This is a genomic window from Citrobacter sp. RHBSTW-01013, assembly GCF_013781985.1.
GTDB lineage: Bacteria > Pseudomonadota > Gammaproteobacteria > Enterobacterales > Enterobacteriaceae > Citrobacter > Citrobacter braakii.
In genome coordinates this window covers 4,292,053-4,316,889 of the sequence record NZ_CP056185.1, presented here as the reverse complement: position 1 = coordinate 4,316,889, position 24,837 = coordinate 4,292,053, and the positions used below count along the sequence as shown (strand labels likewise).

22 protein-coding genes and 1 pseudogene are annotated in these 24,837 nt (G+C 53.6%); 14 read left to right on the top strand and 9 right to left on the bottom strand.

Annotation, left to right across the window (positions count from 1 at the left end; genetic code table 11):
- Window positions 1–147: 147 nt before the first annotated feature.
- Window positions 148–411: a 30S ribosomal protein S20 gene (gene rpsT / locus HV350_RS20715; protein WP_003018940.1), complete on the bottom strand. Its 264-nt coding sequence runs from the start codon at window positions 409–411 to the stop codon at window positions 148–150.
- Between the two features lie 105 nt (window positions 412–516).
- On the opposite strand from rpsT, the pseudogene HV350_RS26735 reads away from it, so the two are divergent.
- From HV350_RS26735 to HV350_RS20675, 9 genes and pseudogenes are all read left to right on the top strand, one after another.
- Window positions 517–732, top strand: a pseudogene (locus HV350_RS26735) (DUF2575 domain-containing protein).
- A gap of 7 nt (window positions 733–739) precedes the next feature.
- Window positions 740–1,678: a bifunctional riboflavin kinase/FAD synthetase gene (gene ribF / locus HV350_RS20710; protein ID WP_016155656.1), complete on the top strand. Its 939-nt coding sequence runs from the start codon at window positions 740–742 to the stop codon at window positions 1,676–1,678.
- Window positions 1,679–1,715: 37 nt separating this feature from the next.
- Window positions 1,716–4,532, top strand: coding sequence for an isoleucine--tRNA ligase (gene ileS, locus HV350_RS20705; protein WP_016155657.1), 2,817 nt, complete (start codon window positions 1,716–1,718; stop codon window positions 4,530–4,532).
- Window positions 4,532–5,029, top strand: a complete 498-nt coding sequence (gene lspA / locus HV350_RS20700) for a signal peptidase II (protein ID WP_003018932.1) — start codon at window positions 4,532–4,534, stop codon at window positions 5,027–5,029. The genes ileS and lspA overlap by 1 nt, the downstream gene beginning before the upstream one ends.
- A gap of 117 nt (window positions 5,030–5,146) precedes the next feature.
- On the top strand, window positions 5,147–5,596 hold the full coding sequence (gene fkpB, locus HV350_RS20695) for an FKBP-type peptidyl-prolyl cis-trans isomerase (protein ID WP_003018929.1): 450 nt from the start codon (window positions 5,147–5,149) through the stop codon (window positions 5,594–5,596).
- A 1-nt stretch (window position 5,597) separates the two neighbouring features.
- Window positions 5,598–6,548, top strand: a complete 951-nt coding sequence (gene ispH, locus HV350_RS20690; RefSeq protein ID WP_016155658.1) for a 4-hydroxy-3-methylbut-2-enyl diphosphate reductase — start codon at window positions 5,598–5,600, stop codon at window positions 6,546–6,548.
- A gap of 66 nt (window positions 6,549–6,614) precedes the next feature.
- A complete protein-coding gene (rihC, locus tag HV350_RS20685) occupies window positions 6,615–7,529 on the top strand; it encodes a ribonucleoside hydrolase RihC (protein WP_016155659.1) in 915 nt (304 codons plus the stop codon).
- 97 nt (window positions 7,530–7,626) lie between these two features.
- The gene (locus HV350_RS20680) at window positions 7,627–8,190 is read left to right on the top strand and encodes a glucose-6-phosphate isomerase family protein (protein ID WP_047414460.1); all 564 of its coding nucleotides are present in this window, start codon (window positions 7,627–7,629) and stop codon (window positions 8,188–8,190) included.
- On the top strand, window positions 8,183–8,965 hold the full coding sequence (locus HV350_RS20675; protein ID WP_047414458.1) for a glucose-6-phosphate isomerase family protein: 783 nt from the start codon (window positions 8,183–8,185) through the stop codon (window positions 8,963–8,965). The genes HV350_RS20680 and HV350_RS20675 overlap by 8 nt, the downstream gene beginning before the upstream one ends.
- A 748-nt stretch (window positions 8,966–9,713) precedes the next feature.
- On the opposite strand, the gene HV350_RS20670 is transcribed toward HV350_RS20675, so the two are convergent.
- From HV350_RS20670 to HV350_RS20650, 5 genes are read right to left on the bottom strand one after another with little or no spacing between them, the layout of a single operon-like run.
- On the bottom strand, window positions 9,714–10,532 hold the full coding sequence (locus tag HV350_RS20670) for a PTS system mannose/fructose/sorbose family transporter subunit IID (RefSeq protein WP_181629241.1): 819 nt from the start codon (window positions 10,530–10,532) through the stop codon (window positions 9,714–9,716).
- Window positions 10,532–11,332 (bottom strand): PTS sugar transporter subunit IIC, encoded by an 801-nt coding sequence (locus HV350_RS20665; RefSeq protein WP_016151644.1) that lies wholly within the window; start codon window positions 11,330–11,332, stop codon window positions 10,532–10,534. Before HV350_RS20665 ends, HV350_RS20670 begins: the two co-directional genes overlap by 1 nt.
- Window positions 11,333–11,342: 10 nt before the next feature.
- Entirely contained in the window at window positions 11,343–11,837 is a 495-nt protein-coding gene (locus HV350_RS20660) for a PTS sugar transporter subunit IIB (RefSeq protein WP_049268603.1), read from the bottom strand.
- 11 nt (window positions 11,838–11,848) lie between these two features.
- Complete coding sequence (locus HV350_RS20655; RefSeq protein ID WP_016155663.1) at window positions 11,849–12,277, bottom strand: hypothetical protein; 429 nt, start codon at window positions 12,275–12,277, stop codon at window positions 11,849–11,851.
- Between the two features lie 4 nt (window positions 12,278–12,281).
- On the bottom strand, window positions 12,282–14,027 hold the full coding sequence (locus HV350_RS20650; RefSeq protein ID WP_181629240.1) for a class I mannose-6-phosphate isomerase: 1,746 nt from the start codon (window positions 14,025–14,027) through the stop codon (window positions 12,282–12,284).
- Window positions 14,028–14,214: 187 nt separating this feature from the next.
- Between HV350_RS20650 and HV350_RS20645 the strand changes: the two genes are divergently transcribed.
- The 5 genes from HV350_RS20645 to caiF all read left to right on the top strand — a co-directional run bounded on the left by HV350_RS20645 (window position 14,215) and on the right by caiF (window position 21,696).
- Window positions 14,215–15,222, top strand: coding sequence for a LacI family DNA-binding transcriptional regulator (locus tag HV350_RS20645; protein WP_181629238.1), 1,008 nt, complete (start codon window positions 14,215–14,217; stop codon window positions 15,220–15,222).
- 133 nt (window positions 15,223–15,355) lie between these two features.
- A complete protein-coding gene (gene dapB / locus HV350_RS20640) occupies window positions 15,356–16,177 on the top strand; it encodes a 4-hydroxy-tetrahydrodipicolinate reductase (protein WP_181629236.1) in 822 nt (273 codons plus the stop codon).
- Window positions 16,178–16,632: 455 nt separating this feature from the next.
- Window positions 16,633–17,781, top strand: a complete 1,149-nt coding sequence (gene carA, locus HV350_RS20635) for a glutamine-hydrolyzing carbamoyl-phosphate synthase small subunit (RefSeq protein ID WP_103283466.1) — start codon at window positions 16,633–16,635, stop codon at window positions 17,779–17,781.
- 17 nt (window positions 17,782–17,798) lie between these two features.
- Window positions 17,799–21,026, top strand: coding sequence for a carbamoyl-phosphate synthase large subunit (carB, locus tag HV350_RS20630; RefSeq protein ID WP_016151650.1), 3,228 nt, complete (start codon window positions 17,799–17,801; stop codon window positions 21,024–21,026).
- A 274-nt stretch (window positions 21,027–21,300) separates the two neighbouring features.
- A complete protein-coding gene (gene caiF, locus HV350_RS20625) occupies window positions 21,301–21,696 on the top strand; it encodes a carnitine metabolism transcriptional regulator CaiF (RefSeq protein ID WP_016151651.1) in 396 nt (131 codons plus the stop codon).
- Between the two features lie 42 nt (window positions 21,697–21,738).
- Here the strand turns inward: caiF and caiE are convergent, their stop codons facing one another.
- Genes caiE through caiC form a run of 3 tightly spaced genes read right to left on the bottom strand, consistent with a single transcriptional unit; the run spans window position 21,739 to window position 24,789 of the window.
- Complete coding sequence (gene caiE, locus HV350_RS20620; protein ID WP_047358347.1) at window positions 21,739–22,335, bottom strand: carnitine operon protein CaiE; 597 nt, start codon at window positions 22,333–22,335, stop codon at window positions 21,739–21,741.
- A gap of 60 nt (window positions 22,336–22,395) precedes the next feature.
- A complete protein-coding gene (caiD, locus tag HV350_RS20615; protein ID WP_000004376.1) occupies window positions 22,396–23,181 on the bottom strand; it encodes a crotonobetainyl-CoA hydratase in 786 nt (261 codons plus the stop codon).
- Window positions 23,182–23,235: 54 nt separating this feature from the next.
- Window positions 23,236–24,789, bottom strand: a complete 1,554-nt coding sequence (gene caiC, locus HV350_RS20610; RefSeq protein ID WP_181629235.1) for a crotonobetaine/carnitine-CoA ligase — start codon at window positions 24,787–24,789, stop codon at window positions 23,236–23,238.
- Between the last annotated feature and the right edge of the window lie 48 nt (window positions 24,790–24,837).

Genomic DNA, 24,837 nt, shown 5'->3' with positions numbered 1-24,837 from the left:
TTGGTGCGGTTATCCACCTTCGGCCAGACAGAGATTATCAGCTCAATGCCTAGTGAATGACGGTTGCTGTCGAATCCGACTGCAAACGACGGGCATAAAAAAACCCGCTTGCGCGGGTTTTTTCACAAAGCGACAACAAGCAGGCGATTAAGCCAGTTTGTTGATCTGTGCAGTCAGGTTTGCTTTATGACGTGCAGCTTTGTTTTTGTGGATCAGACCTTTAGCAGCCTGACGGTCCACGATCGGTTGCATTTCGTTAAATGCTTTCAGTGCAGTAGCTTTGTCGCCAGCTTCGATAGCTGCGTATACTTTCTTGATGAAAGTACGCATCATAGAGCGACGGCTAGCGTTGTGCTTGCGGGCCTTTTCAGACTGAACGGCGCGCTTCTTAGCTGATTTGATATTAGCCAAGGTCCAACTCCCAAATGTGTTCTATATGGACAATTCAAAGGCCGAGGAATATGCCCTTTTAGCCTTCTTTTGTCAATGGATTTGTGCAAATAAGCGCCGTTTAAATTGCAGCACTCGTTGCGTAGTGATGGCGCAGGATTCTACCAGCTTGCGGGGCGTGAATACAGCCTTTCCACGAGAAAAATTGCATTGGTGCGCCCGTGAAGGGCGTCAATTTGTTTCATAACGATGAAAACCATCCTCTTTCTGTTTCGTAGAAACAATCGCCGGTTAACGTTGAACGCGGTACAGGGTATACTTTCACGATTTTCACTGTTTTGAGCCAGACATGAAGCTGATACGAGGCATACATAATCTCAGTCAGGCCCCGCATGGGTGTGTGCTGACTATTGGTAATTTCGACGGCGTGCACCGTGGCCATCGTGCGTTGCTGCAGGGCTTACGGGAAGAAGGGCGCAAACGCAATTTACCGGTGATGGTGATGATTTTCGAGCCGCAGCCGCTGGAGCTGTTTGCGACGGACAAGTCACCTGCGCGCCTCACCCGCCTGCGGGAAAAACTGCGTTATCTGGCGGAGTGCGGCGTTGATTACGTGCTGTGCGTGCGTTTTGACAGGCGCTTCGCGGCATTAACGGCGCAGACCTTTATCAGCGATCTGCTGGTGAAGCGCCTTGGTGTACAATTTCTTGCCGTTGGTGATGATTTCCGCTTTGGCGCTAGCCGTGCGGGCGATTTCTTGTTATTACAGGAAGCGGGCGCTGAGTATGGTTTTGATATCACCAGCACCCAAACCTTCTGTGAAGGCGGTGTGCGCATCAGCAGCACCGCGGTACGTCAGGCGCTGGCGGAAGATAACCTGCAACTGGCTGAAAGCCTGCTTGGGCATCCTTTTACTATCTCAGGACGCGTAGTTCACGGTGACGAGTTAGGGCGCACTATCGGTTTTCCGACGGCAAACTTACCGCTTCGTCGCCAGGTTTCTCCGGTGAAAGGGGTTTATGCGGTTGAAGTAATGGGGCTGGGTGACAAACCTTTCCCCGGCGTCGCCAACATCGGCACACGCCCGACGGTAGCAGGCGTACGCCAACAGTTGGAAGTGCATCTATTGGACGTTGTAATGGACCTGTATGGTCGCCATATAGATGTAGTACTGCGTAAAAAAATACGCAGCGAACAGCGATTTGCCTCGCTGGATGAACTAAAAGCGCAGATTGCGCGTGATGAGTTGACTGCCCGTGAATTTTTTGGGCTAACAAAACCGGCTTAATGCCTATACGAGTTTTAAATACGGAACCGAGAATCTGATGAGTGACTATAAATCAACCCTGAATTTGCCGGAAACAGGGTTCCCGATGCGCGGCGATCTCGCCAAGCGTGAACCGGGAATGCTGGCGCGTTGGACTGATGATGACCTGTACGGCATCATTCGTGCGGCCAAAAAAGGCAAAAAAACCTTCATTCTGCATGATGGCCCTCCTTATGCGAATGGCAGCATTCATATTGGTCACTCGGTTAACAAGATTCTGAAAGACATTATCGTGAAGTCCAAAGGACTCACGGGATTCGACTCGCCTTACGTTCCGGGCTGGGACTGCCACGGTCTGCCTATCGAGCTGAAAGTAGAGCAGGAATACGGCAAGCCGGGCGAGAAGTTCACCGCCGCTGAGTTCCGCGCCAAATGCCGTGAATACGCAGCGACGCAGGTTGACGGTCAGCGTAAAGACTTTATCCGTCTTGGCGTGCTGGGCGACTGGTCGCATCCGTACCTGACCATGGACTTCAAAACTGAAGCCAACATCATTCGTGCGCTGGGTAAAATCATCGGCAACGGTCACCTGCACAAAGGTGCGAAGCCGGTGCACTGGTGCGTTGATTGCCGTTCCGCGCTGGCGGAAGCGGAAGTTGAGTATTATGACAAAACCTCCCCGTCCATCGACGTTGCGTTCCACGCCGCCGATCAGGACGCGGTAAAAGCGAAATTTGGCGTTTCTGACGTCAATGGCCCGATCTCACTGGTTATCTGGACTACCACCCCGTGGACGTTACCGGCGAACCGCGCAATCTCTCTGGCGCCTGATTTTGACTATGCGCTGGTGCAGATTGACGGGCAGGCTGTGATTCTGGCGAAGGATCTGGTTGAAAGCGTCATGCAGCGTATTGGTGCGGCTGAATACACTATTCTGGGCACCGTAAAAGGCGCCGAGCTGGAACTGCTGCGCTTTACCCATCCGTTTATGGGTTTTGACGTGCCGGCTATTCTTGGCGATCACGTTACGCTGGATGCGGGTACTGGTGCGGTCCATACCGCCGGTGGCCACGGTCCGGATGACTACGTCATTAGCCAGAAATACGGTCTGGAAATCGCTAACCCGGTTGGCCCGGACGGCGCATATCTGGCGGGTACCTATCCGGATCTGGACGGTGTGAACGTCTTTAAAGCCAACGACAAAATCGTTGCGCTGCTGAGCGATAAAGGCGCTCTGCTGCACGTTGAGAAGATGCAGCACAGCTACCCGTGCTGCTGGCGCCACAAATCGCCGATCATCTTCCGTGCGACTCCGCAGTGGTTCGTCAGCATGGATCAGAAAGGTCTGCGCGCGCAGTCGCTAAAAGAGATCAAAGGCGTGCAATGGATCCCGGATTGGGGCCAGGCACGTATTGAATCGATGGTTGCCAACCGTCCTGACTGGTGTATCTCCCGTCAGCGTACGTGGGGGGTGCCGATGTCTCTGTTTGTTCACAAAGACACCGAAGAGCTGCATCCGCGTGCTATCGAACTGATGGAAGAAGTGGCCAAACGCGTTGAAGTTGACGGCATCCAGGCGTGGTGGGATCTCGATCCGAAAGATATCCTCGGCGATGAAGCTGACCAGTATGTCAAAGTCCCGGATACGCTGGACGTGTGGTTCGACTCCGGTTCAACCCACTCATCCGTTGTGGACGTGCGTCCTGAGTTTGCAGGCCATGCGGCAGATATGTATCTGGAAGGTTCTGACCAGCACCGCGGCTGGTTCATGTCTTCTCTGATGATCTCCACTGCAATGAAGGGCAAAGCGCCATACCGTCAGGTACTGACCCACGGTTTCACCGTTGATGGTCAGGGTCGTAAAATGTCCAAGTCTATCGGTAACACCGTAAGCCCGCAGGACGTAATGAACAAACTGGGCGCGGATATTCTGCGTCTGTGGGTCGCCTCTACCGACTATACCGGCGAAATGGCCGTTTCTGACGAAATCCTGAAACGTGCTGCCGACAGCTATCGTCGTATCCGTAACACCGCGCGCTTCCTGCTGGCGAACCTGAACGGGTTCGATCCGGTAAAAGATATGGTGAAACCGGAAGAGATGGTGGTGCTGGATCGCTGGGCGGTAGGTTGTGCGCAAGCTGCGCAGGAAGAGATCCTGAAAGCTTATGAAGCCTATGACTTCCACGAAGTAGTACAGCGCCTGATGCGCTTCTGCTCCGTAGAAATGGGTTCGTTCTACCTCGACATCATCAAAGACCGTCAGTACACCGCGAAAGCGGACAGTGTGGCGCGTCGTAGTTGCCAGACTGCGCTGTTCCATATTGCAGAAGCACTGGTACGCTGGATGGCGCCGATCATGTCCTTCACCGCCGATGAAATCTGGGGTTACCTGCCGGGCGATCGTGAGAAGTACGTCTTTACCGGTGAATGGTACGAAGGTCTGTTTGGCTTAGGCGAAACCGAAGCGATGAACGATGCCTACTGGGACGAGTTGCTGAAAGTGCGCGGCGAAGTGAACAAGGTCATCGAACAGGCACGTGCGGATAAGAAAGTCGGTGGTTCGCTGGAAGCGGCGGTTACTCTGTACGCTGAACCAGAGCTGGCGGCGAAACTGACCGCGCTGGGCGAAGAGTTGCGCTTTGTTCTGCTGACCTCCGGTGCGACGGTTGCGGATTATGCAGCGGCTCCTGCTGACGCTCAGCAGAGCGAACTGCTTAAAGGTCTGAAAATCGTACTGAGCAAAGCCGAAGGTGAGAAATGTCCGCGCTGCTGGCATTACACTACCGATGTCGGCCAGGTGGCGGAACATGCAGATATCTGCGGACGCTGTGTCAGCAACATCGCCGGTGATGGCGAACAACGTAAGTTTGCCTGATGAGTAAGCCTCTCTGTTCAACAGGACTACGCTGGCTGTGGCTGGTGGTAGTCGTGCTGATTATCGATTTAGGCAGCAAATACCTGATCCTCCAGAACTTTGCTCTGGGGGATACGGTGTCGCTGTTCCCGTCGCTTAATCTGCACTACGCGCGTAACTATGGCGCGGCGTTTAGCTTCTTAGCCGACAGCGGTGGCTGGCAACGTTGGTTCTTTGCCGGTATCGCCATTGGTATCTGCGTTATCCTGATGGTGATGATGTATCGCTCGAAGGCGACGCAGAAGCTAAACAACATCGCGTATGCGTTAATCATTGGCGGTGCGCTGGGCAACCTGTTCGACCGCCTGTGGCACGGCTTCGTGGTTGATATGATTGACTTTTACGTCGGTGACTGGCATTTCGCGACATTCAACCTTGCCGATACGGCGATCTGTATCGGTGCGGCATTGATTGTCCTCGAAGGCTTCTTACCGTCGAAAGAGAAAAAAGCCGCATAAAAAAATGCCGGATGGCGCTATGCTAATCCGGCCTACAATATACTGCGATCCTTGTAGGCCCGGTAAGCGTAGCGCTATCGGGCAAACAGGCGGCAGCAATTTTAAAGAGCAACCTGCATGTCTAAATCAGTACAGAGTAACAGTGCGGTGCTGGTGCACTTCACCCTTAAGCTCGACGATGGCTCCACCGCAGAGTCAACCCGCAATAACGGCAAGCCTGCGCTGTTTCGCCTGGGCGACGGTTCTCTGTCTGAAGGACTGGAACAACACCTGCTGGGGTTAAAAGAAGGTGATAAAACCACTTTTGCTCTGGAGCCGGATGCCGCCTTCGGCGTGTCCAGCCCGGACTTAATTCAGTATTTCTCGCGTCGGGAATTTATGGACGCGGGTGAGCCAGAAATTGGCGCTATCATGCTCTTTACCGCAATGGACGGCAGTGAGATGCCTGGTGTGATCCGCGAAATCAACGGTGACTCGATCACGGTTGATTTCAACCATCCGCTGGCCGGGCATACCGTTCATTTTGATATTGAAGTGCTGGAAGTCGAACCGGCACTGGAGGCGTAAAATGCAGATCCTGTTGGCCAACCCGCGCGGTTTTTGCGCTGGCGTAGACCGCGCTATCAGCATTGTGGAAAACGCGCTGGCTATTTACGGCGCACCGATTTATGTCCGTCATGAAGTGGTGCATAACCGCTATGTGGTGGATAGCCTGCGCGAGCGCGGCGCTATTTTTATTGAGCAAATCAGTGAAGTACCGGATGGCGCGATCCTGATTTTCTCCGCTCATGGTGTGTCTCAGGCGGTGCGTAACGAAGCCAAAGGCCGCGACCTCACGGTTTTTGATGCGACCTGCCCGCTGGTAACGAAAGTGCATATGGAAGTTGCCCGCGCCAGCCGTCGCGGTGAAGAGTCAATTTTAATTGGTCACGCCGGGCATCCGGAAGTTGAAGGCACGATGGGCCAGTACAGTAACCCGCAGGGGGGAATGTATCTGGTCGAATCACCTGAAGATGTGCTGAAACTGAATGTAAAAAATGAAGGTAAATTGTCCTTCATGACGCAGACCACTCTCTCCGTTGATGACACCTCTGACGTTATTGACGCGTTGCGAAGCCGTTTCCCGAAAATTGTCGGGCCGCGCAAAGACGATATCTGTTATGCCACGACCAACCGCCAGGAAGCGGTCCGTGCGCTGGCAGAGCAGGCCGATGTTGTGCTGGTGGTCGGCTCGAAAAACTCTTCTAACTCCAACCGTCTGGCTGAACTGGCCCAACGAATGGGGAAAGCGGCGTATCTGATTGACGATGCGACCGATATCCAGGAAGCGTGGGTGAAAGAAGCCAGGTGCGTGGGCGTGACGGCCGGTGCCTCGGCGCCTGATATCCTGGTTCAAAACGTGATTGCTCGCCTGCAGGAGCTTGGCGGTGGGGAAGCTATTCCGCTGGCAGGGCGTGAAGAAAACATCGTTTTCGAAGTACCGAAAGAGCTGCGTGTGGATGTTCGTGAAGTAGAGTAAGTCTTTCCGGTTACGATTATGAGAAGATGCCAGACTTAACGTCTGGCATTTTTTTATGGAGAAACCATGCGCTTACCGATCATTCTTGATACCGATCCCGGCATTGATGATGCTGCCGCTATTGCCGCCGCGCTGTTTGCCCCTGAGCTGGATCTGCAACTGATGACCACGGTAGCAGGTAATGTGTCGGTGGAAAAAACCACCCGTAATGCATTGCAACTGCTGCACTTCTGGAATGCGGATATTCCACTGGCGCAGGGGGCATCGATGCCGCTGGTGAGACCGCTACGAGATGCCGCTTCCGTACACGGTGAATCAGGTATGGAAGGGTATGAATTTGTCGAACACGACCGCCAGGTGATGGCAAAACCTGCCTTCCAGGCCATTCGCGATGCGTTGATGCATGCCCCGCAGCCTGTGACGCTGGTGGCAATTGGCCCCCTGACCAACATTGCGCTGCTGCTGACTCATTATCCTGAATGCATATTCAACATTCACCGTCTGGTGATTATGGGCGGTTCTGCCGGGCGCGGGAACTTCACGCCAAACGCCGAGTTTAATATTGCTATTGATCCCGAGGCCGCCGCAAAAGTCTTCCAGAGCGGGCTGGAGATTGTGATGTGCGGACTGGATGTCACTAATCAGGCCATGCTCACCCCTGACTACCTGGCGACGTTGCCGCAGCTTAACCAGACGGGAAAAATGCTGCACGCGCTGTTTAGCCATTACCGTAGCGGCAGTATGAATACGGGGCTACGAATGCACGACCTGTGCGCTATTGCCTGGCTGGTGCGCCCGGAACTGTTTACCCTGCAGCCGTGCTTCGTGGCGGTTGAAACCCAGGGGGAATATACCTCGGGTACGACGGTGGTGGACATTGAAGGACGTTTAGGGCATCCGGCAAATGCCCAGGTCGCGCTGGGGCTGGACGTTGAGGGGTTCCAGCAGTGGGTGGCAGAGGTACTTACGCTGGCACCTTGAGGCTGTGATCCGGCCCGCAATATGCAGATAGCGATAGCAGGTTAATCGATTAATCTGCTAATCTGATCCCGTTGTTCTCCTCGGGCCGGAGACACATATGAACCTTTCTTTTATCCAGCCACCGCAGGTGGCGTGGGCAAGCGGCGCTTTAGCTGATGGCCTGTTATTGCGTAAATCCACCCGTATTGAGGATCTTCCAGACGTTTTTGCCGATGAACACGCCCGTCAACAGCTGGTTGGCGAGCAGGTCGTGTATGACGTCGAGATGCTGGATACCTCTCCCGCTGAAGGTGAACTCTACACCGGCGTTACCCATCTTTACCCTGGCCGGGTCGGCTGTGAGTATTTTATGACCCGCGGGCATTTCCATGCGCGCCGCGAACAGGGGGAAGTCTATTTTGGTCTGCGTGGCACCGGTTTGCTGCTGTTGCAAACTGAGCAGGGCGACGCGAGGCTGGAAAAAGTATTCGCGGGATCTGTCCACATTATCCCCGGCTTTACCGCGCATCGGTTAATCAACACCGGGGAAGAGGTTCTGTCGGCGCTCGCCGTATGGCCAGGGATTGCGGGTCATGATTATGCAGCGCTCGCCAGCGGCTTCAGAATAAGGGTCTTTGAGGAAAATAAGACGGTTCAGGCGAAGGAGGTACAGAATGGGTGACTTAGCGCATTCTTACGGCCTGGATATGACGGTCCATCATCATCCGCTTGGTTTTAGCTATGGGGATGAGGTTACCGGGCCGATGCCGGAGATTCGTCAACTTGACCAGATTCGCGCCTCGCTGCGCGATCCGCACTGTGAAGGGCCGCAAGAGGTGTATGCCATAGCGATGGATGTGGCGCGAATGCAGGATCGCGAAGAGTTGAAAAAGCGGATGCTGTTGTTTGGCGTGGTGACCTATGCGGCGGGACGGCTGGGAGAAGAGCCGGTGCGTAGTCAGGGACATATTCATCGTATTAGTCAGCACAGCGGCTGGTCTCCGCCGGAGCTTTATGAAATCTGGCAGGGAAAAGCGATCATTTATATGCAGGAATATGTTGAGGATGACCCAGGCCGCTGTTTTGCTGTAATTGCCGGACCCGGTGAGAAAGTGTTGGTACCACCCGGTTGGGGGCATGCGACTATATCCGCAGACCCGGATGTACCGTTAACCTTTGGCGCGTGGTGCGATCGTGAATATGGTTTTGAGTACGACGCCGTGCGTGCGCATAAAGGACTGGCATGGTATCCGCTGCTGCAGGGCAACAACGTTATCTGGCAGCATAATCCGCGTTACATCCCTGGACGACTGCAGGCCGTTACGCCCAGACAATATACGGAATTCTCGATTACTTCCGCACCTGTTTATCAACAATTCATCGAGGACCCGGCGCGTTTCCAATTTATCTCACGCCCGGACAAGCACCCCGAGCTATGGCAAAACTTTCATCCATAAAAAAACCGGGGCATAGCCCTAATGCTTGTCAGTTAACGATGATGAGTGGCCCTACGGAGGTAATGAATCTGTTGCCTCCGGCGTATTGCTACGTTCACCTTAGTGATATCACTTCTCTAAGACAATACGAGCTGTGAACGTGTTAAGGGTACTATCTGTACTGAACCCCGGCTCCCGGCGGGAAAATTGCCGCTCCGCGGTCCCCTCCGTTTATTCCTCCAGGCTACCGGGCCGGGCGCGAGGTAGCGTCCCTGCAAAACGCGCCCTGAACCCGCATTCCTGCGGGTTCTCCCGGCCTTACGGAAACACGTCGGCAATTTTCAGCCGGACCAGCCCACACCTGACCCCCTGCGCTTTTTATCTGAACAGCAAAACAGAGTTAACTGGAAGTCAGTGCGTTGCAGCGATGACCCCGTTCCGGCTGAAAATCGATGAGGCGTTGACGGCTAACCGGGTCTGCCCGCAGGGATGCGGGCAGAGGGGGCGGCCTGCAGGGACGCAGGCCCGGCCCCGGCCCGACAGGCAGACGGCATAAGACGAATGAATCGCGTAGCGACGATTTTCCCGCCGGGAGCCTGGGATGCAAGGGAGGCGGCGGTGAGCCTCTCTTGCACGTTCACGGGTATCTGCGCTTCAGAAAAGTGATACCACTGAGGTGAACGGAACCCTGAGCCGAAATCACATGTTCTCCATAATGCTTAACTGACTGACATTAGGGCATAGCCCCGGTTGTACCGTTTTCTGTGTGTTATCCCGCAAACAGGCCCGTGGCGACGCCGAGGGCGGCCAGTATCAACAGTAAAATCATCGCTTTCACTGGTGACACACCGCGCTTGGCCATCAGATACCAGGTACCAAGCACCACAATCAGCAGCAGTAACTGCGGGAAGATACCGTCCAGCATCTGTTGAACATGGATATTCACCCCATCTTTGGTAATAAACTCCAGTCCGGTGCCAAGTTTAACGTAGCTGGCCGCCACGCCCCCCATGACAAACACACCCAGCAGCGATAACGCTTCACGCAGACGGGCTGACTTGCTGCTCACCAGCATTTCCACCGAGCCAGAACCCATTTTGTAGCCTTTCAGGAACAAGAACCACGAACCGGGAATGATGATGGCCAGCCAGGCAACGGTATAAAACAGCGGCCCCAGAATGTTACCGCCGGCCGCCAGGGCCATGCCGATGCTGAGCAGGATAGGGATCAGCATGCCAGGGATCATTGAATCGCCGATCCCGGCAATAGGGCCCATCAGGCCAACCTTCAGGGTATTGATGGTCTCCCCATCGATCGGCTCACCGTTCGCTTTTTTCTCCTCCAGCCCTAGCACCATACCGTTTACGATCGCGCCTATCTGGGGTTCCGTATTATAGAATGAGGCATGACGGCGCAGCATTTCAGTACGTTGGGCTGCGTCGGGATAGAGCTTTTTCGCCACCGGAAGCATACTCAAACAAAAGCCAAAAGATTCCAGACGTTCAAAACTCATCGATGACAAGTTGTGCATCATCCATGCGCGCCAGCAGCGGCGAAGATCTTTACGCGTAAGTGTACGTTCTTCCATCAGAATTCATCCTCATCATCATCGGCTACCGACTTTGCATTCGCGGCCTGCGGCGGTTCCGGTTTGTAGTTGTAATGGATCAACGCCAACAGCGAACCGACGATCACCAGCGCGACCATGTTGAGTTTTAAAAATACGATGCAGACAAAACCGACGAGGAAGTAGATCAGCATGGTGTAGTTTTTGATGATCTGCTTCAGCAAAATCGCGATCCCGACGGCGGGTAAAATGCCGCCCAGTACGTTCATCGTTGACAGAACTATTTTCGGCAAGCTGTCCATAAAACCGCTGATGTATTGCGCGCCGAAGTAAACCGCAATAAAAGTTGGCACAAAACGCAGGACAAAGTTTGTCACCTGTGGCCAGATGGCGCTGTTCAGGTAAATACCGCGTTCGTCGCCCCGTTCCAGCGCCACATCTGCCCGGTGATTCCAGAAAGAGTTCAGTACCATCATCGCGTTAAACAAAATGGTTCCGGCGATACCGATGGTCGCCGCCAGCGCGACCGCGACCTCGGGGCCTTTTCCTGAAAGGATCCCTAAGGCGATTGCGGGGTAAGCGACAAAGTTGAGATCGGCCGGCATCGAACCGCCAGGCGTTACCATCGCGATATACACCGCCTGAACCGCGACGCCAATCATGATCCCGGTTTTAATGTCGCCGAGAATTATCCCGACCAGCATTCCGGAAATCAGCGGGCGGGTGATCAGATACCAGCCGCCGGTCAGCCCCAGAAGCCAGGGACTGCTGAGGGCGCCGAGATAGCAAAGTATGCCAATCAACGTAGCTTCGATAATCATCGTGCGCTCCTTATTTCAGCTTCTGACGTGCGTCCTGCCAGCTGTAGCAACTGGCATCAGGAACCAGGCGAAACTCAACCAGGTGTCCATGTTGCGTCAGCCAGTCAAAGGCGGCAATTTCATCCCCGTTGACCGACTGATTCGGGCCGATGGTGGTGGTATCAGCACGCGCGCTCATCGGACCTACATTAATCTTGCCGTTGTCATTTTTCAGGCTGATACCTGCTTCTTCAATGCGTTTGAGCGTGACGGGTGATTTGCCAATGACGAAATAACGTTTCTCGCTGGCAATGACTTTTGGCAATTTTTCAATCGCGGTGGCCGTATCAAACAACCAAACTTTGGTGTCCTGTACGGCGCCTTTCATCACCGAAGAGAGCAAAGGGTCGGCCGCGACGGCGTCGTCTATAGCGACGATCCCATCACAGGGCAGCTCTTTGGCCCAACGTGTCACGAGCTGCCCATGGATTACGCGGTCATCGATACGTACAAAAGAAATACTCATAGTGGTTTCCTTTAAAAATCGTCGGACTGAACGGATAAAACCGGGGCGGCTTTAATCAGCGTGGGTATCGTCAGCGCCAACAGCTCGACGGCTGCGGCGTGAACATCCGTTAAATGGCAAATCTCCTCGCTTTGTAACAGCATCGGGAAATTGACCCCCGCTACGACGGCAACGGGAGGAACCGTTTGTGAAGAAAAAGCATGATGGCAGGCGACATTCCACGGCGTACCGCTTTGCATGTCACACAGCACCAGTACGCCGTCAGCGTCTTTTCCGGCACTGGTGAGAACCTGAGAGAACGTCGCTTTAAACCCTTCGATACCTGCCTGTTCACTCAGCGTGACGGGGTAAACATGCGGTAATTCTCCATAAACCATACGACCGCTGGCGAGAAGCGCGTCCGCCAGGGGACCATGGGTGGCAACAATTACGTTAATCATGCGCTTATCCTCTAACCCAGGCTTTAATCGTGGCGAGCTGTTGACCGATGCCTTTGCCAAACGGCGAAATACGATATTCTCCGACGGCGGCAGGGATGATAAAGGTCTCTGCATAGTTGACGACAAACGGGGGAAACGCGCCGCTCGGGCTTTCAACAACGGCCTGCGCACCCTCGACCAGGTTCAGGACGTTGACGCCGCCATGGGTATGGTGAGTGAGCGGTGCCGTAAACCAATGGCGACGCGTTTCGATAAATTCGCGTTCGTGCATTCCGGTTCTTTCTTCCCGCCAACCCTCTCCTTCAGCAAGGGGTTCAATACGGTTGACGAGGTTGTCGTGCACCCATTGCGTGTCGCGCTGCCAGTCAATAACCTGCTGACCGTGATCCAGATGCACCGGACGCGGTAAGCCGTCTAACCCTAAGCGGCCCCAATCCCACAGCTTGAAGGTGAAGATATAGGGCGTTGCGCTGATCTCCAGCACCATGGTTCCTGCACCCGAGCAGTGTACGGTTCCGGCGGGGATCAGGAAGTGATCGTGTTTATGTGCAGGGATCTGGTTAACGAATCGTTCATCATCAAAGGTTTTTTCGCCACGACCCGCGGCCCGGAGGTCGTCGAGCATATCCTGCGGTGCGATCCCGGTTTTGGTCCCGAGATATACCACGGCGTCCGGCTCAGCTTCGAGAATGTAATAGCTCTCATCCTGGGTATAGTGCATACCAAACTGCTGTTGAATGTACTCCGTGAGCGGATGAACCTGAAAACTCAAATTCTGGCCGCCAATAGTGTCGAGGAAGTCAAAACGGATCGGGAATTCCGCGCCAAAGCGCGCGTGAACTTTTTCACCCAGCAGGGGGCGGGGACAGGTCAGCACCAGATCCTGAGAGGGGATCTCGATCCGCACGTTGCCAAAACGCAGTAACAGGCTGTTTTCCTCGGGCACGCAATCAAAACACCACGCGTAATTGGGGGCTGAGGGATCGAGATCGAAGCGTTGTTTCATCCATTGCCCGCCCCAGACGCCTGGGTCAAAGAAAGGGGCAACGCGAAACGGTTGTTCGGTGGTTTGTTGCAGACCGGCGCGTAACGCGTCCCCGCTGACCATCGCGGGACTATTTTCTACCGTGGTATCGAGCAAATAATCGGCGCGTTTGAGTAACGGCGTTTTATGTTTGTCGAATACCCGCCATTCAATGAAAAAAGCACGTTTGTAACGACGAAGAATATCTTCATCCTGGTTTTCTGCACCCCAGTTACCCAGCCCGTTATGACGCATACGCTGTTGAATTTCCCAGCGCGGAAGATCGGCATAAACCAGTACGTCACCAGGGTGTGCCAGCGCAGCGCCTGAGCCGTACACGACAACCAGCCCTGAGGTAACGGCATCAATCTGTTGGCGGAGTTGGCTGAGTTTGTCGCTATCAAAAAATTCATCCAGGTGATGACAGGAGAGAACGCCGAATACGCGATCGTCGGTAAGGTTACGCGCCAGTAAATCATGCAGGGCCTGCTCATCGCGGCGGGCGGATTCAATATTCAGCACCAGTGCGGTATCTAATGTCGTAACAAGCTGTTGCTCCAGCTCGTCAAGCCGCACGCCCGGATAGCAATCCACGATCAATACGGTTTTGGCGGCGGTAGAAACCCTGGTGTTAAGCACTGAATGAATTGACGACCAACCCTGCCAGGCGTGGTTGTCATAGCCCTGAACGTTAACCTCAGGGAATTTATTATAGGTTGTACGCATATTCTGTCTCCGTGTTGGCTTATTTAAGATTAATCGATTAACCTTATTTTCATAGTGTGGTTAACGCGATTAACCCGCCATAATCAGAATCCAGTGCGGTGAAATTCACGTTAGCGTGATGTGAATCACACGTAAAAAGGCAATGTTTCGGTTATTCGATTAACCTTCGAAATAAACAGGAGAGGTCATGACTACAGTCACGCTGGCGCAGGTTGCTGAACGCGCGGGAGTCTCCACGGCAACCGTTTCAATGGTGTTGCGTAACCGGGGGCGCATTTCTCAGGCCACACGTGACAGGGTGCTCAAAGCGCTGGACGATGCCGGCTACGTTTATAATCAAACCGCCGCCAACCTGCGTAACCGGAGCAGTAATCAGGTCGGATTGTTGTTACACGATATCACTAACCCTTTTTACGGTGAGATGACTGCAGGGCTAAGCCATGAGATGGAGCGACATGACCTGCTTCTGTTTCTGGCAAACAGTGAAGAGTCAGGAGAAAGGCAGCAAAAATTTGTCGACTCGTTGATGCGCAATAATGCCTGCGGCATGGTGCTCTGCGCGGCGCGCGAAACACCGACCTCCTTCTTCGAGGCGCTGAAAAGGCGCAATATTCCCGCCATCATGGTGGTTCGCCCTCTTAGCGACCCTGATTTTGATTTTGTGGGAACCGACAACTTTCTCGGTACGCAAATGGCCACCACCCATTTAGTCAAAATGGGGCATAAGAATATTGCGTTTATCGGTGGTAGCCCAAGTTCCGGGAGCCGGGCACAGCGTATCGGTGGATTCACCAGCACGTTGCTGGAGCAGGGAATATCGCCGAATCCGCAATGGATAGTGGCGACACAGGCCAGCCAAATTGACGGCGCAAAAGTGGCAGAGTCGCTTCTTATGCGGTTCCCGGAAATTACCGCCGCCGTTTGTTATCAGGATATTGTGGCGCTTGGGGTTATGCAGGCATTACGTAAAATGGGGCGTGAACCAGGGCGCGATTTTGCTCTGGTGGGGTTCGATGACATCACTGAAGCGGCGCTGGTACAACCTGCGCTCACCACCGTGTCGGTGGCCGCAAAAGAGATAGGTCGCAAGGCTGGGGAGTTACTTTTTAGTCGCATTCAGGGAAATGACGAACCTCCAAAACGCATTATTCTGCCACCTGCGCTGGTGGTCAGAGAATCATGTGGTTTTCGCTGATCGTCATGCCTTTTACTGATATCTCTGCCTGTTTATCATTAAATTCTAATTATCGACGTTTTCGGCTGGCGGCGCAGCGATGTGCTGGTTAATCTGAAAACGATTTACGTAAAATTAACAAAAGAGAATAGCTATGCATGATGCACAAATCCGCGTTGCCATCGCGGGAGCCGGAGGGCGCATGGGGCGTCAGTTGATTCAGGCCACTCTTGGCATGGATGGCGTACAGCTCGGCGCGGCGCTGGAGCGCGAAGGTTCTTCTTTGCTGGGAAGCGATGCCGGAGAGTTAGCGGGAGCCGGTAAAACGGGCGTTACCGTGCAAAGTAGTCTTGAGGCGGTGAAAGATGATTTTGATGTTTTCATCGATTTTACTCGCCCGGAAGGCACGCTGGCGCATCTGGCGTTTTGCCGCCAGCACGGTAAAGGGATGGTGATTGGCACCACTGGCTTTGATGACGCGGGCAAACAGGCTATTTGTGATGCTGCGCAGGACATTGCTATCGTTTTCGCCGCGAACTTTAGCGTTGGCGTTAACGTCATGCTTAAGCTGCTGGAGAAGGCGGCGAAAGTGATGGGTGATTACACCGATATTGAGATTATTGAAGCCCATCACCGTCATAAAGTGGATGCGCCGTCAGGCACTGCGCTGGCGATGGGGGAGGCGATTGCCGGGGCGCTGGATAAAGATTTAAAAGAGTGTGCCGTCTATTCGCGTGAAGGTTACACCGGTGAGCGCGTACCCGGTACGATCGGTTTTGCCACGGTGCGGGCGGGAGATATCGTTGGTGAGCATACCGCGATGTTTGCCGATATTGGCGAGCGCATTGAGATCACGCATAAAGCCTCCAGCCGCATGACCTTTGCCAATGGCGCAGTACGATCGGCAATTTGGCTGAAATCAAAGTCAAACGGTCTTTTTGATATGAAAGATGTGCTTGATTTACGCAGTTTATAACTTTTATTACCCTTCGTGATGTGGTTATTGTAATCATAACTATTTGATTACATAGGGCAATATTTTATTGCCCTTTTATTTTTCGCTTTTTAATTTTATTTTTTATTTAATGACCTATTTGTTGATGTTTTACAGGGTTATTTTGTTATTTCAATGTAAATTTTGACCAAATGGTCCACTTTTATCTATCGCGCTTCCTGTTTTTACACTCTTTATCTTCCGCAAGCGTTTTCCACCCCAAGTTAGCTGATCTTTTTGCCTGTTAAATCGTGTGTTTTATCTCAGTGGCGTAAAATAATAATAAAAAATGCCCTTTTGGGTAGACTTTTACGTGGGCTATCTCTAGAATGCCGCCGTTTGCCAGAAATCCATAGGTAAGCAAATTTGCATTGATTCATGAGGTGTTAATGAATTAATATGCAAATAAAGTGAGTGAATATTCTCTGGAGGGTGTTTTGATTAAGTCAGCGCTATTGGTTCTGGAAGACGGAACCCAGTTTCACGGTCGGGCCATAGGGGCAACAGGTTCGGCGGTTGGGGAAGTCGTTTTCAATACTTCAATGACCGGTTATCAAGAAATCCTCACTGATCCTTCCTATTCCCGCCAAATCGTCACTCTTACTTATCCTCATATCGGTAATGTCGGCACCAATGAAGCCGATGCAGAATCTTCTCAAGTACATGCGCAAGGCCTGGTCATCCGCGACCTGCCGCTGATTGCCAGCAACTTCCGCGATACCGAAGACCTCTCTTCTTACCTCAAACGCCATAATATTGTGGCAATTGCCGATATCGATACCCGTAAGCTGACGCGTTTGCTGCGTGAAAAGGGCGCACAGAACGGCTGCATTATCGCGGGTGATAACCCGGATGCGGCGCTGGCGCTGGAAAAAGCGAAAGCCTTCCCGGGTCTGAACGGCATGGATCTGGCGAAAGAAGTGACCACCGCGGAGCCTTATAGCTGGACGCAAGGTAGCTGGACGCTGGCCGGTGACCTGCCGGAAGCTAAATCTGCCGATGAACTGCCGTTCCACGTAGTGGCCTACGATTTCGGCGCTAAACGTAACATTCTGCGTATGTTAGCGGATCGCGGCTGCCGCCTGACGGTTGTGCCGGCGAAAACCTCTGCTGAAGATGTGCTGAAGATGAATCCGGACGGTATCTTCCTGTCCAACGGCCCTGGCGATCCGGCGCCGTGCGACTACGCGATTACCGCGATTCAGAAATTCCTCGAAACCGATATTCCGGTATTTGGCATCTGCCTCGGCCATCAACTGCTGGCGCTGGCAAGCGGTGCGAAGACCATTAAGATGAAGTTTGGCCACCACGGCGGCAACCATCCGGTAAAAGATATTGATAACAACACCGTGATGATCACCGCTCAGAACCACGGTTTTGCGGTCGAGGAGGCCTCCATGCCTGCCAACCTGCGCGTGACCCACAAGTCGCTGTTCGACGGCACCCTGCAGGGGATTCATCGTACCGACAAACCGGCGTTCAGCTTCCAGGGGCACCCTGAAGCAAGCCCGGGTCCACACGACGCTGCGCCGCTGTTCGACCACTTTATCGAGTTAATTGAGCAATACCGTCAGTCCGCGAAATAATCAGGAGTAAAAGAGCCATGCCAAAACGTACAGACATAAAAAGTATCCTGATTCTGGGCGCGGGTCCGATCGTTATCGGTCAGGCGTGTGAGTTTGACTATTCCGGCGCGCAGGCGTGTAAAGCCCTGCGTGAAGAGGGTTACCGCGTTATTCTGGTGAACTCCAACCCGGCGACCATCATGACCGACCCGGAAATGGCCGATGCCACCTACATCGAGCCGATTCACTGGGAAGTGGTACGCAAAATCATTGAGAAAGAGCGCCCGGATGCGGTGCTGCCAACCATGGGCGGTCAGACGGCGCTGAACTGTGCGCTGGAGCTGGAACGTCAGGGCGTACTGGCTGAGTTCGGCGTGACCATGATTGGCGCGACGGCGGATGCCATTGATAAAGCGGAAGACCGTCGTCGCTTCGACATCGCGATGAAAAAAATCGGTCTCGATACCGCACGTTCAGGCATCGCTCACACCATGGAAGAAGCGCTGGCGGTTGCCGCTGACGTCGGCTTCCCGTGCATTATCCGTCCGTCCTTCACCATGGGTGGCACCGGCGGCGGTATCGCCTACAACCGCGAAGAGTTTGAAGAAATTTGCGAACGCGGTCTGGATCTTTCCCCAACCAACGAACTGCTGATTGATGAATCGCTGATTGGCTGGAAAGAGTACGAGATGGAAGTGGTACGTGATAAAAACGACAACTGCATCATCGTCTGCTCCATCGAAAACTTCGACGCGATGGGCATCCATACCGGTGACTCCATCACCGTTGCGCCAGCCCAGACGCTGACCGACAAAGAATATCAAATCATGCGTAACGCCTCGATGGCGGTACTGCGTGAAATCGGCGTTGAAACCGGTGGTTCTAACGTCCAGTTTGCAGTAAACCCGAAAAACGGCCGTCTGATTGTTATCGAGATGAACCCGCGCGTCTCCCGCTCCTCGGCGCTGGCGTCCAAAGCAACCGGCTTCCCGATTGCTAAAGTCGCAGCCAAGCTGGCGGTAGGTTACACCCTCGACGAACTGATGAACGACATCACTGGCGGGCGGACTCCGGCTTCGTTTGAGCCGTCCATCGACTACGTTGTGACGAAAATTCCACGCTTCAACTTCGAGAAATTTGTTGGCGCTAACGACCGTCTGACCACCCAGATGAAATCTGTCGGTGAAGTGATGGCGATTGGCCGCACCCAGCAGGAGTCTCTGCAAAAAGCGCTGCGCGGTCTGGAAGTGGGCGCGACCGGCTTCGACCCGAAAGTAAGTCTGGATGACCCGGAAGCGCTGACCAAAATCCGCCGCGAGCTGAAAGACGCGGGCGCCGAGCGTATCTGGTACATCGCCGATGCTTTCCGTGCTGGCCTGTCCGTCGATGGCGTGTTCAACCTGACCAACATCGACCGCTGGTTCCTGGTGCAGATTGAAGAACTGGTGCGCCTGGAAGAAAAAGTCACAGACCTTGGCATCAACGGCCTCGACGCTGACTTCTTGCGCGTACTGAAGCGCAAAGGTTTCGCCGATGCGCGTCTGGCGAAACTGGCCGGCGTACGCGAAGCGGAAATCCGCAAGCTGCGTGACCAATATAACCTGCACCCGGTCTACAAGCGCGTGGATACCTGCGCGGCAGAATTTGCCACCGACACCGCTTACATGTACTCCACTTATGAAGACGAGTGCGAAGCGAATCCAACTCAGGATCGCGACAAGATTATGGTGCTGGGCGGTGGTCCAAACCGTATCGGTCAGGGCATTGAATTCGACTACTGCTGCGTACACGCCTCGCTGGCGCTGCGCGAAGACGGTTACGAGACCATCATGGTCAACTGTAACCCAGAAACCGTTTCTACCGACTACGATACCTCCGACCGTCTGTACTTCGAGCCGGTAACGCTGGAAGACGTGCTGGAAATCGTGCGCATCGAGAAGCCGAAAGGCGTTATCGTGCAGTACGGCGGCCAGACTCCGCTGAAGCTGGCGCGCGCGCTGGAAGCGGCAGGCGTGCCGGTTATCGGCACCAGCCCGGATGCAATCGACCGTGCGGAAGACCGTGAACGCTTCCAGCAGGCGGTTGACCGTCTGAAGCTGAAACAACCGGCTAACGCCACCGTGACCGCCATTGAAATGGCGGTTGAGAAGGCGAAAGAGATTGGCTACCCGCTGGTGGTGCGTCCGTCCTACGTTCTCGGCGGCCGCGCGATGGAAATCGTCTACGACGAAGCCGACCTGCGTCGCTACTTCCAGACCGCGGTCAGCGTTTCTAACGATGCGCCGGTACTGCTGGACCGTTTCCTTGATGACGCGGTTGAAGTGGACGTGGACGCCATCTGCGACGGCGAAATGGTGCTGATTGGCGGTATCATGGAGCACATCGAACAGGCGGGCGTGCACTCCGGTGACTCCGCATGTTCTCTGCCTGCGTATACCCTGAGCCAGGAAATTCAGGATGTGATGCGCCAGCAGGTGCAGAAACTGGCCTTCGAACTGCAGGTTCGCGGTCTGATGAACGTCCAGTTTGCGGTGAAGAATAACGAAGTTTACCTGATTGAAGTGAACCCGCGTGCGGCGCGTACCGTTCCGTTCGTCTCCAAGGCAACGGGCGTACCGTTGGCGAAAGTTGCAGCGCGCGTGATGGTCGGGAAAACGCTGGCACAGCAGGGCGTCACCAAAGAAGTTATCCCGCCGTACTACTCGGTAAAAGAAGTGGTGCTGCCGTTCAACAAGTTCCCGGGCGTTGATCCGCTGTTAGGGCCAGAAATGCGCTCTACTGGTGAGGTGATGGGCGTGGGCCGTACCTTCGCGGAAGCGTTCGCCAAGGCACAGCTCGGCAGCAGCTCCACCATGAAAAAACAGGGGCGTGCGCTGCTCTCCGTTCGCGAAGGCGATAAAGAGCGCGTGGTTGACCTGGCGGCGAAGCTGCTGAAGTTTGGTTTCGAGTTGGATGCGACGCACGGCACCGCGATTGTGCTGGGCGAAGCGGGTATCAATCCACGTCTGGTGAACAAGGTGCATGAAGGCCGTCCGCACATTCAGGACCGTATCAAGAATGGCGAGTACACTTACATCATCAACACTACTGAAGGCCGTCAGGCGATTGAAGACTCCAAGCTGATTCGCCGCAGCGCACTGCAGTACAAAGTGCATTATGACACCACCCTGAACGGTGGTTTCGCAACGGCGATGGCGCTGAATGCCGATGCTACCGAGAAGGTGACCTCGGTTCAGGAAATGCACGCGCAGATCAAAAAGTCATAAAAAAAAAGGCCCGGTGATAATTGCGCTAACCGGGCCTGCAATATAATTGGGAAAGGGTTTCTGTAAAGAAACCCTTTTTTTATCTCTCATAAGGTCATTCCTGGCCAACCGCGCTTTCATAACCACATTTTCAATGTAATAAGCACGATATTGCTCACACTAATCAACATTCAAGTCGCATACTATCCATTATATCCACAATTTTAATATGGCTTAGTTTTTATTAATTTGGACAGGCCGTAGCCAGATTTTTAATTTGTGAAATGGTGTGCTTATGTGTGAAAAATATGTTGAAAGACCGCTTTATTTGTTAATTGCTGACTGGATGATGGCTGAAGATCGTTGGATCACAGCAAAGGAAATTTCCCGCCATTTTGATATTGAACACTGCAAAGCAATTAATACGCTCTCTTATATTCTGTCGGAAGTGGGAGAAATTGTTTGTGAAGTTAAGATGATCCCTAATCAAATTGCAGGCCGCGGCTGCCAGTGCCAGCGTTTGGTGAAAGTCATCAGTATTGATTCTCATCTCTACAGACGCTTGAATCACAATTTGCAGGAAAAAAAGGTGAGTGTGGCGAAAACGCCGCGACTGCCAGCGGTTCCCCCAACAGAGCTTAACCGTGAGCAGAAATGGCAGATGATGCTCTCCAAGAGCATGCGTCGATAATGGTGATTTGCCGGATCGGCGTGAGCGCTTCTCCGGCATAAATTACCGTGCTGATTTTGGCTTTACGTCCGTCGTGCCTTTCAGGCGCGGTCGGTTTTTTTCGACCTGCGTTAATGGCAAGGTTTCGTGTAGTCCTGTTTGGCAGCGGATTGCAAGGTCCTGATATTCTTTGGTGTTCAGCCGTTTCCAGTGCAGCTCCTGGTCCGTGACTTCACGCAGTACGCGAACCGGTGAACCAACCAGCATCTGCCTTGCCTCTCCCTGAAATCCGGCTTTGACAAAGCTCATGGCAGCGACAATGCTCTCTTCGCCAATCACCGCACCGTCCATAATCACGCTGTTCATGCCAATCAGCGCATCTCTGCCCACCACGCAGCCGTGCAGGATTGCGCCATGGCCGATGTGTCCATTCTCATGCACGATAGTGTCGGTGTCGCAATAGCCGTGCATGATGCAGCCATCCTGCAGGTTAGAACCGGCTTCCAGAATCAGGCGACCATAGTCACCGCGCAATGAGGCGTGTGGACCAATATAAACCCCGGCCCCCACAATGACATCGCCAATCAGCACAGCGCTGGGATGGACATAGGCATCCGGATGTACCACCGGAATCAGGCCCTCAAAGGCGTAATAGCTCATTGTCTTATCTCGGTTTTATTGCCGGATTGCGGCGTAAATACCTTATCCGGCATAGGCACATTAACGACCTTTCCATACCGGATCGCGTTTTTCCGCAAATGCCTGTGGTCCTTCGAGCGCATCTTCCGAGTGCAGCACTGATGGATAGTGCTTCAGCACACCGCTGCGGATGTACCGGTAGCCTTCTTCCACCGGCATTTCGCTGGTCGCACGGTAAATCTCTTTCAGCGCGGCGATAGCCAGCGGGGCGCTATTTACCAGCTGCTGCGCCAGTTCGCGCGCGCTATCCATCAGTTCGCTCTGGCTGACAACGCGGTTGACGATGCCCCAGCGCAGTGCTTCTTCGGCGCTCATTCGTCTGCCGGTCATCACCATTTCGTTAACGATTGCCGGTGGCAGCAGTTTAGGTAAACGCAGTACGCCGCCGCTGTCAGGCACGATCCCGAGTTTTGCTTCCGGCAGCGCGAAGCTGGCATTTTCCGCACAGACGATAAAATCCGCCGCCAGCGCCAGCTCAAAACCGCCGCCAAACGCGTAGCCGTTTACCGCGGCGATGACCGGCTTATCGAGGTCGAAAATTTCGGTTAAACCGGCGAAGCCGCCTGGGCCAAAATCGGCATCTGGCGCTTCACCTTCGGCCGCCGCTTTTAAGTCCCAGCCAGCAGAAAAGAATTTCTCTCCGCCGCCGGTGATAATTGCTACGCGTAATTCCGGGTCATCACGAAAATTAAGAAAAGCTTCCCCCATTGCAAAGCTGGTTTTAGCGTCAATGGCATTGGCTTTAGGCCGGTCAAGGGTAATTTCCAGGATCGGGCCGTTACGGGTCAGATGTAATGATTCACTCATAGTTCATCTCCAGATAATTAGGTTTCCCGGCCGGAGGAATTCCGACCGGAAGGGTTATTTCAGATTTTTTTTGATTATTTTTCCTGAACAATTGCGCGGCAGGTCGGTTCTTATCTCCATAAAAGAAGGAACCTTGAATTTCGCCATATTGTTTTCGCAGAAGCTGAAGAACTCAGCTTCGCTTAATGTTTCACCCTCATTAAGGACGATAAAAGCTTTAATGGCTTCATCACGGATCGAGTCCTTAATACCGACAACCACAATGTCCTGAATTTTCGGATGCGCAGAAATAATATTTTCCAGCTCGACGCAGGAGACATTTTCCCCACCGCGTTTAATCATGTTGCAGCGTCTGTCGACGAAATAAAAAAAACCGTCCGCATCCTGGTAACCCGAATCACCGGTATGCAACCACCCTTCAGGTTCCAGCGCTTTGGCAGTAGCGTCGGGTTGCGCGTAGTACTCTTTGAAGATTGTTTTTCCCGGCACGCCTTTAATGCAGATTTCGCCAATTTCTCCGGCGGGCAGGGGACGGTTGTGATCGTCACGGATTTCGGCTTCATAGCTAAAACCCACGCGACCAATAGAGGGCCAGCGTCGTTTGTCTCCGGGGCGATCGCCAATAATGCCTACGATGGTTTCGGTCATACCGTAGGAGGTCAGCAGTCTGACGCCAAAGCGGTCGATAAAGGCATCTTTTTCCTGTTCGGATAAATTGAGATAGAACATCACTTCGCGCAGGTGATGCTGTCTGTCCGTTGGGGCTGCGGGTTGGACCATCAGCGTTCTGATCATCATCGGGATGCATTCGGTGACCGTCGCCTGATATCTACGCACCTGATCCCAGAACGCCCTGGCGCTGTACTTCTCCACCAGCACAAAGGTGCTGCCTGCGGAGAATGCGGCCATGGCAGCCGTACACTGACAGTCGATATGAAAAGCGGGCATCACCGTCATATAGACGTCATCATCGCGCAGAGCGATTTGCCAGGAGGTGTAGTAGCCCGCAAAGCGCAGGTTGTAGTGGGTAATCACCACCCCTTTAGGCCGCGAGGTGGTGCCTGAGGTAAACAGAATTTCCGCCGTATCGTCAGTGGATAACGCAGGCGTATAGCACAGATTAGTCGACTGGCGGGCTTGCAGTTGGGTAAAGTGGCTCACGCCGTCGTCAACCGGAAGCTGCTCGCCAATCAGACAGATATGATTTAGCGGAGTGGTATTTTCCAGCCGCATCTGGCGGTACATTGGATAAAACTCGGCACTGGTGACCAGCAGGCTCACTTGGCTGTTTTGTAGGATCCAGGCGCTCTCTTCGCCCAGCAAGCGGGCATTAATCGGCACCATAATGGCGCCAATTTTTGCCAGTCCAAACCAGCAAAAGATAAATTCCGGACAGTTATCCAGATGCAATGCGACCTTGTCGCCCTTGCGGATCCCTAAGGAATGGAAAAGGTTCGCCGTGCGGTTTATCTCTTCATTGAGCGAGGCATAGCTATACTGCCGAACGATTCCTCCGCAGGATTCGAAAATTAACGCCGTTTTATCTCCGTACACCCCGGCCAGGTCGTCCCACATCTGACGTAAGTTTTGTCCGCCAACGATATCCATAATGCTTTATCCACTGAAATCAGGCGTGAGCGCTAACCAACCAGCGGG

Bases quoted from the DNA above. Each gene is read 5' to 3' on its own strand.
- ribF (WP_016155656.1), top strand. From the start codon at position 740: ATGAAGCTGATACGAGGCATACATAATCTCAGTCAGGCCCCGCATGGG.
- ileS (WP_016155657.1), top strand. From the start codon at position 1,716: ATGAGTGACTATAAATCAACCCTGAATTTGCCGGAAACAGGGTTCCCG.
- lspA (WP_003018932.1), top strand. From the start codon at position 4,532: ATGAGTAAGCCTCTCTGTTCAACAGGACTACGCTGGCTGTGGCTGGTG.
- fkpB (WP_003018929.1), top strand. From the start codon at position 5,147: ATGTCTAAATCAGTACAGAGTAACAGTGCGGTGCTGGTGCACTTCACC.
- ispH (WP_016155658.1), top strand. From the start codon at position 5,598: ATGCAGATCCTGTTGGCCAACCCGCGCGGTTTTTGCGCTGGCGTAGAC.
- rihC (WP_016155659.1), top strand. From the start codon at position 6,615: ATGCGCTTACCGATCATTCTTGATACCGATCCCGGCATTGATGATGCT.
- HV350_RS20680 (WP_047414460.1), top strand. From the start codon at position 7,627: ATGAACCTTTCTTTTATCCAGCCACCGCAGGTGGCGTGGGCAAGCGGC.
- HV350_RS20675 (WP_047414458.1), top strand. From the start codon at position 8,183: ATGGGTGACTTAGCGCATTCTTACGGCCTGGATATGACGGTCCATCAT.
- HV350_RS20670 (WP_181629241.1), bottom strand. From the start codon at position 10,532: ATGGAAGAACGTACACTTACGCGTAAAGATCTTCGCCGCTGCTGGCGC.
- HV350_RS20665 (WP_016151644.1), bottom strand. From the start codon at position 11,332: ATGATTATCGAAGCTACGTTGATTGGCATACTTTGCTATCTCGGCGCC.
- HV350_RS20660 (WP_049268603.1), bottom strand. From the start codon at position 11,837: ATGAGTATTTCTTTTGTACGTATCGATGACCGCGTAATCCATGGGCAG.
- HV350_RS20655 (WP_016155663.1), bottom strand. From the start codon at position 12,277: ATGATTAACGTAATTGTTGCCACCCATGGTCCCCTGGCGGACGCGCTT.
- HV350_RS20650 (WP_181629240.1), bottom strand. From the start codon at position 14,027: ATGCGTACAACCTATAATAAATTCCCTGAGGTTAACGTTCAGGGCTAT.
- HV350_RS20645 (WP_181629238.1), top strand. From the start codon at position 14,215: ATGACTACAGTCACGCTGGCGCAGGTTGCTGAACGCGCGGGAGTCTCC.
- dapB (WP_181629236.1), top strand. From the start codon at position 15,356: ATGCATGATGCACAAATCCGCGTTGCCATCGCGGGAGCCGGAGGGCGC.
- carB (WP_016151650.1), top strand. From the start codon at position 17,799: ATGCCAAAACGTACAGACATAAAAAGTATCCTGATTCTGGGCGCGGGT.
- caiF (WP_016151651.1), top strand. From the start codon at position 21,301: ATGTGTGAAAAATATGTTGAAAGACCGCTTTATTTGTTAATTGCTGAC.
- caiE (WP_047358347.1), bottom strand. From the start codon at position 22,335: ATGAGCTATTACGCCTTTGAGGGCCTGATTCCGGTGGTACATCCGGAT.
- caiD (WP_000004376.1), bottom strand. From the start codon at position 23,181: ATGAGTGAATCATTACATCTGACCCGTAACGGCCCGATCCTGGAAATT.
- caiC (WP_181629235.1), bottom strand. From the start codon at position 24,789: ATGGATATCGTTGGCGGACAAAACTTACGTCAGATGTGGGACGACCTG.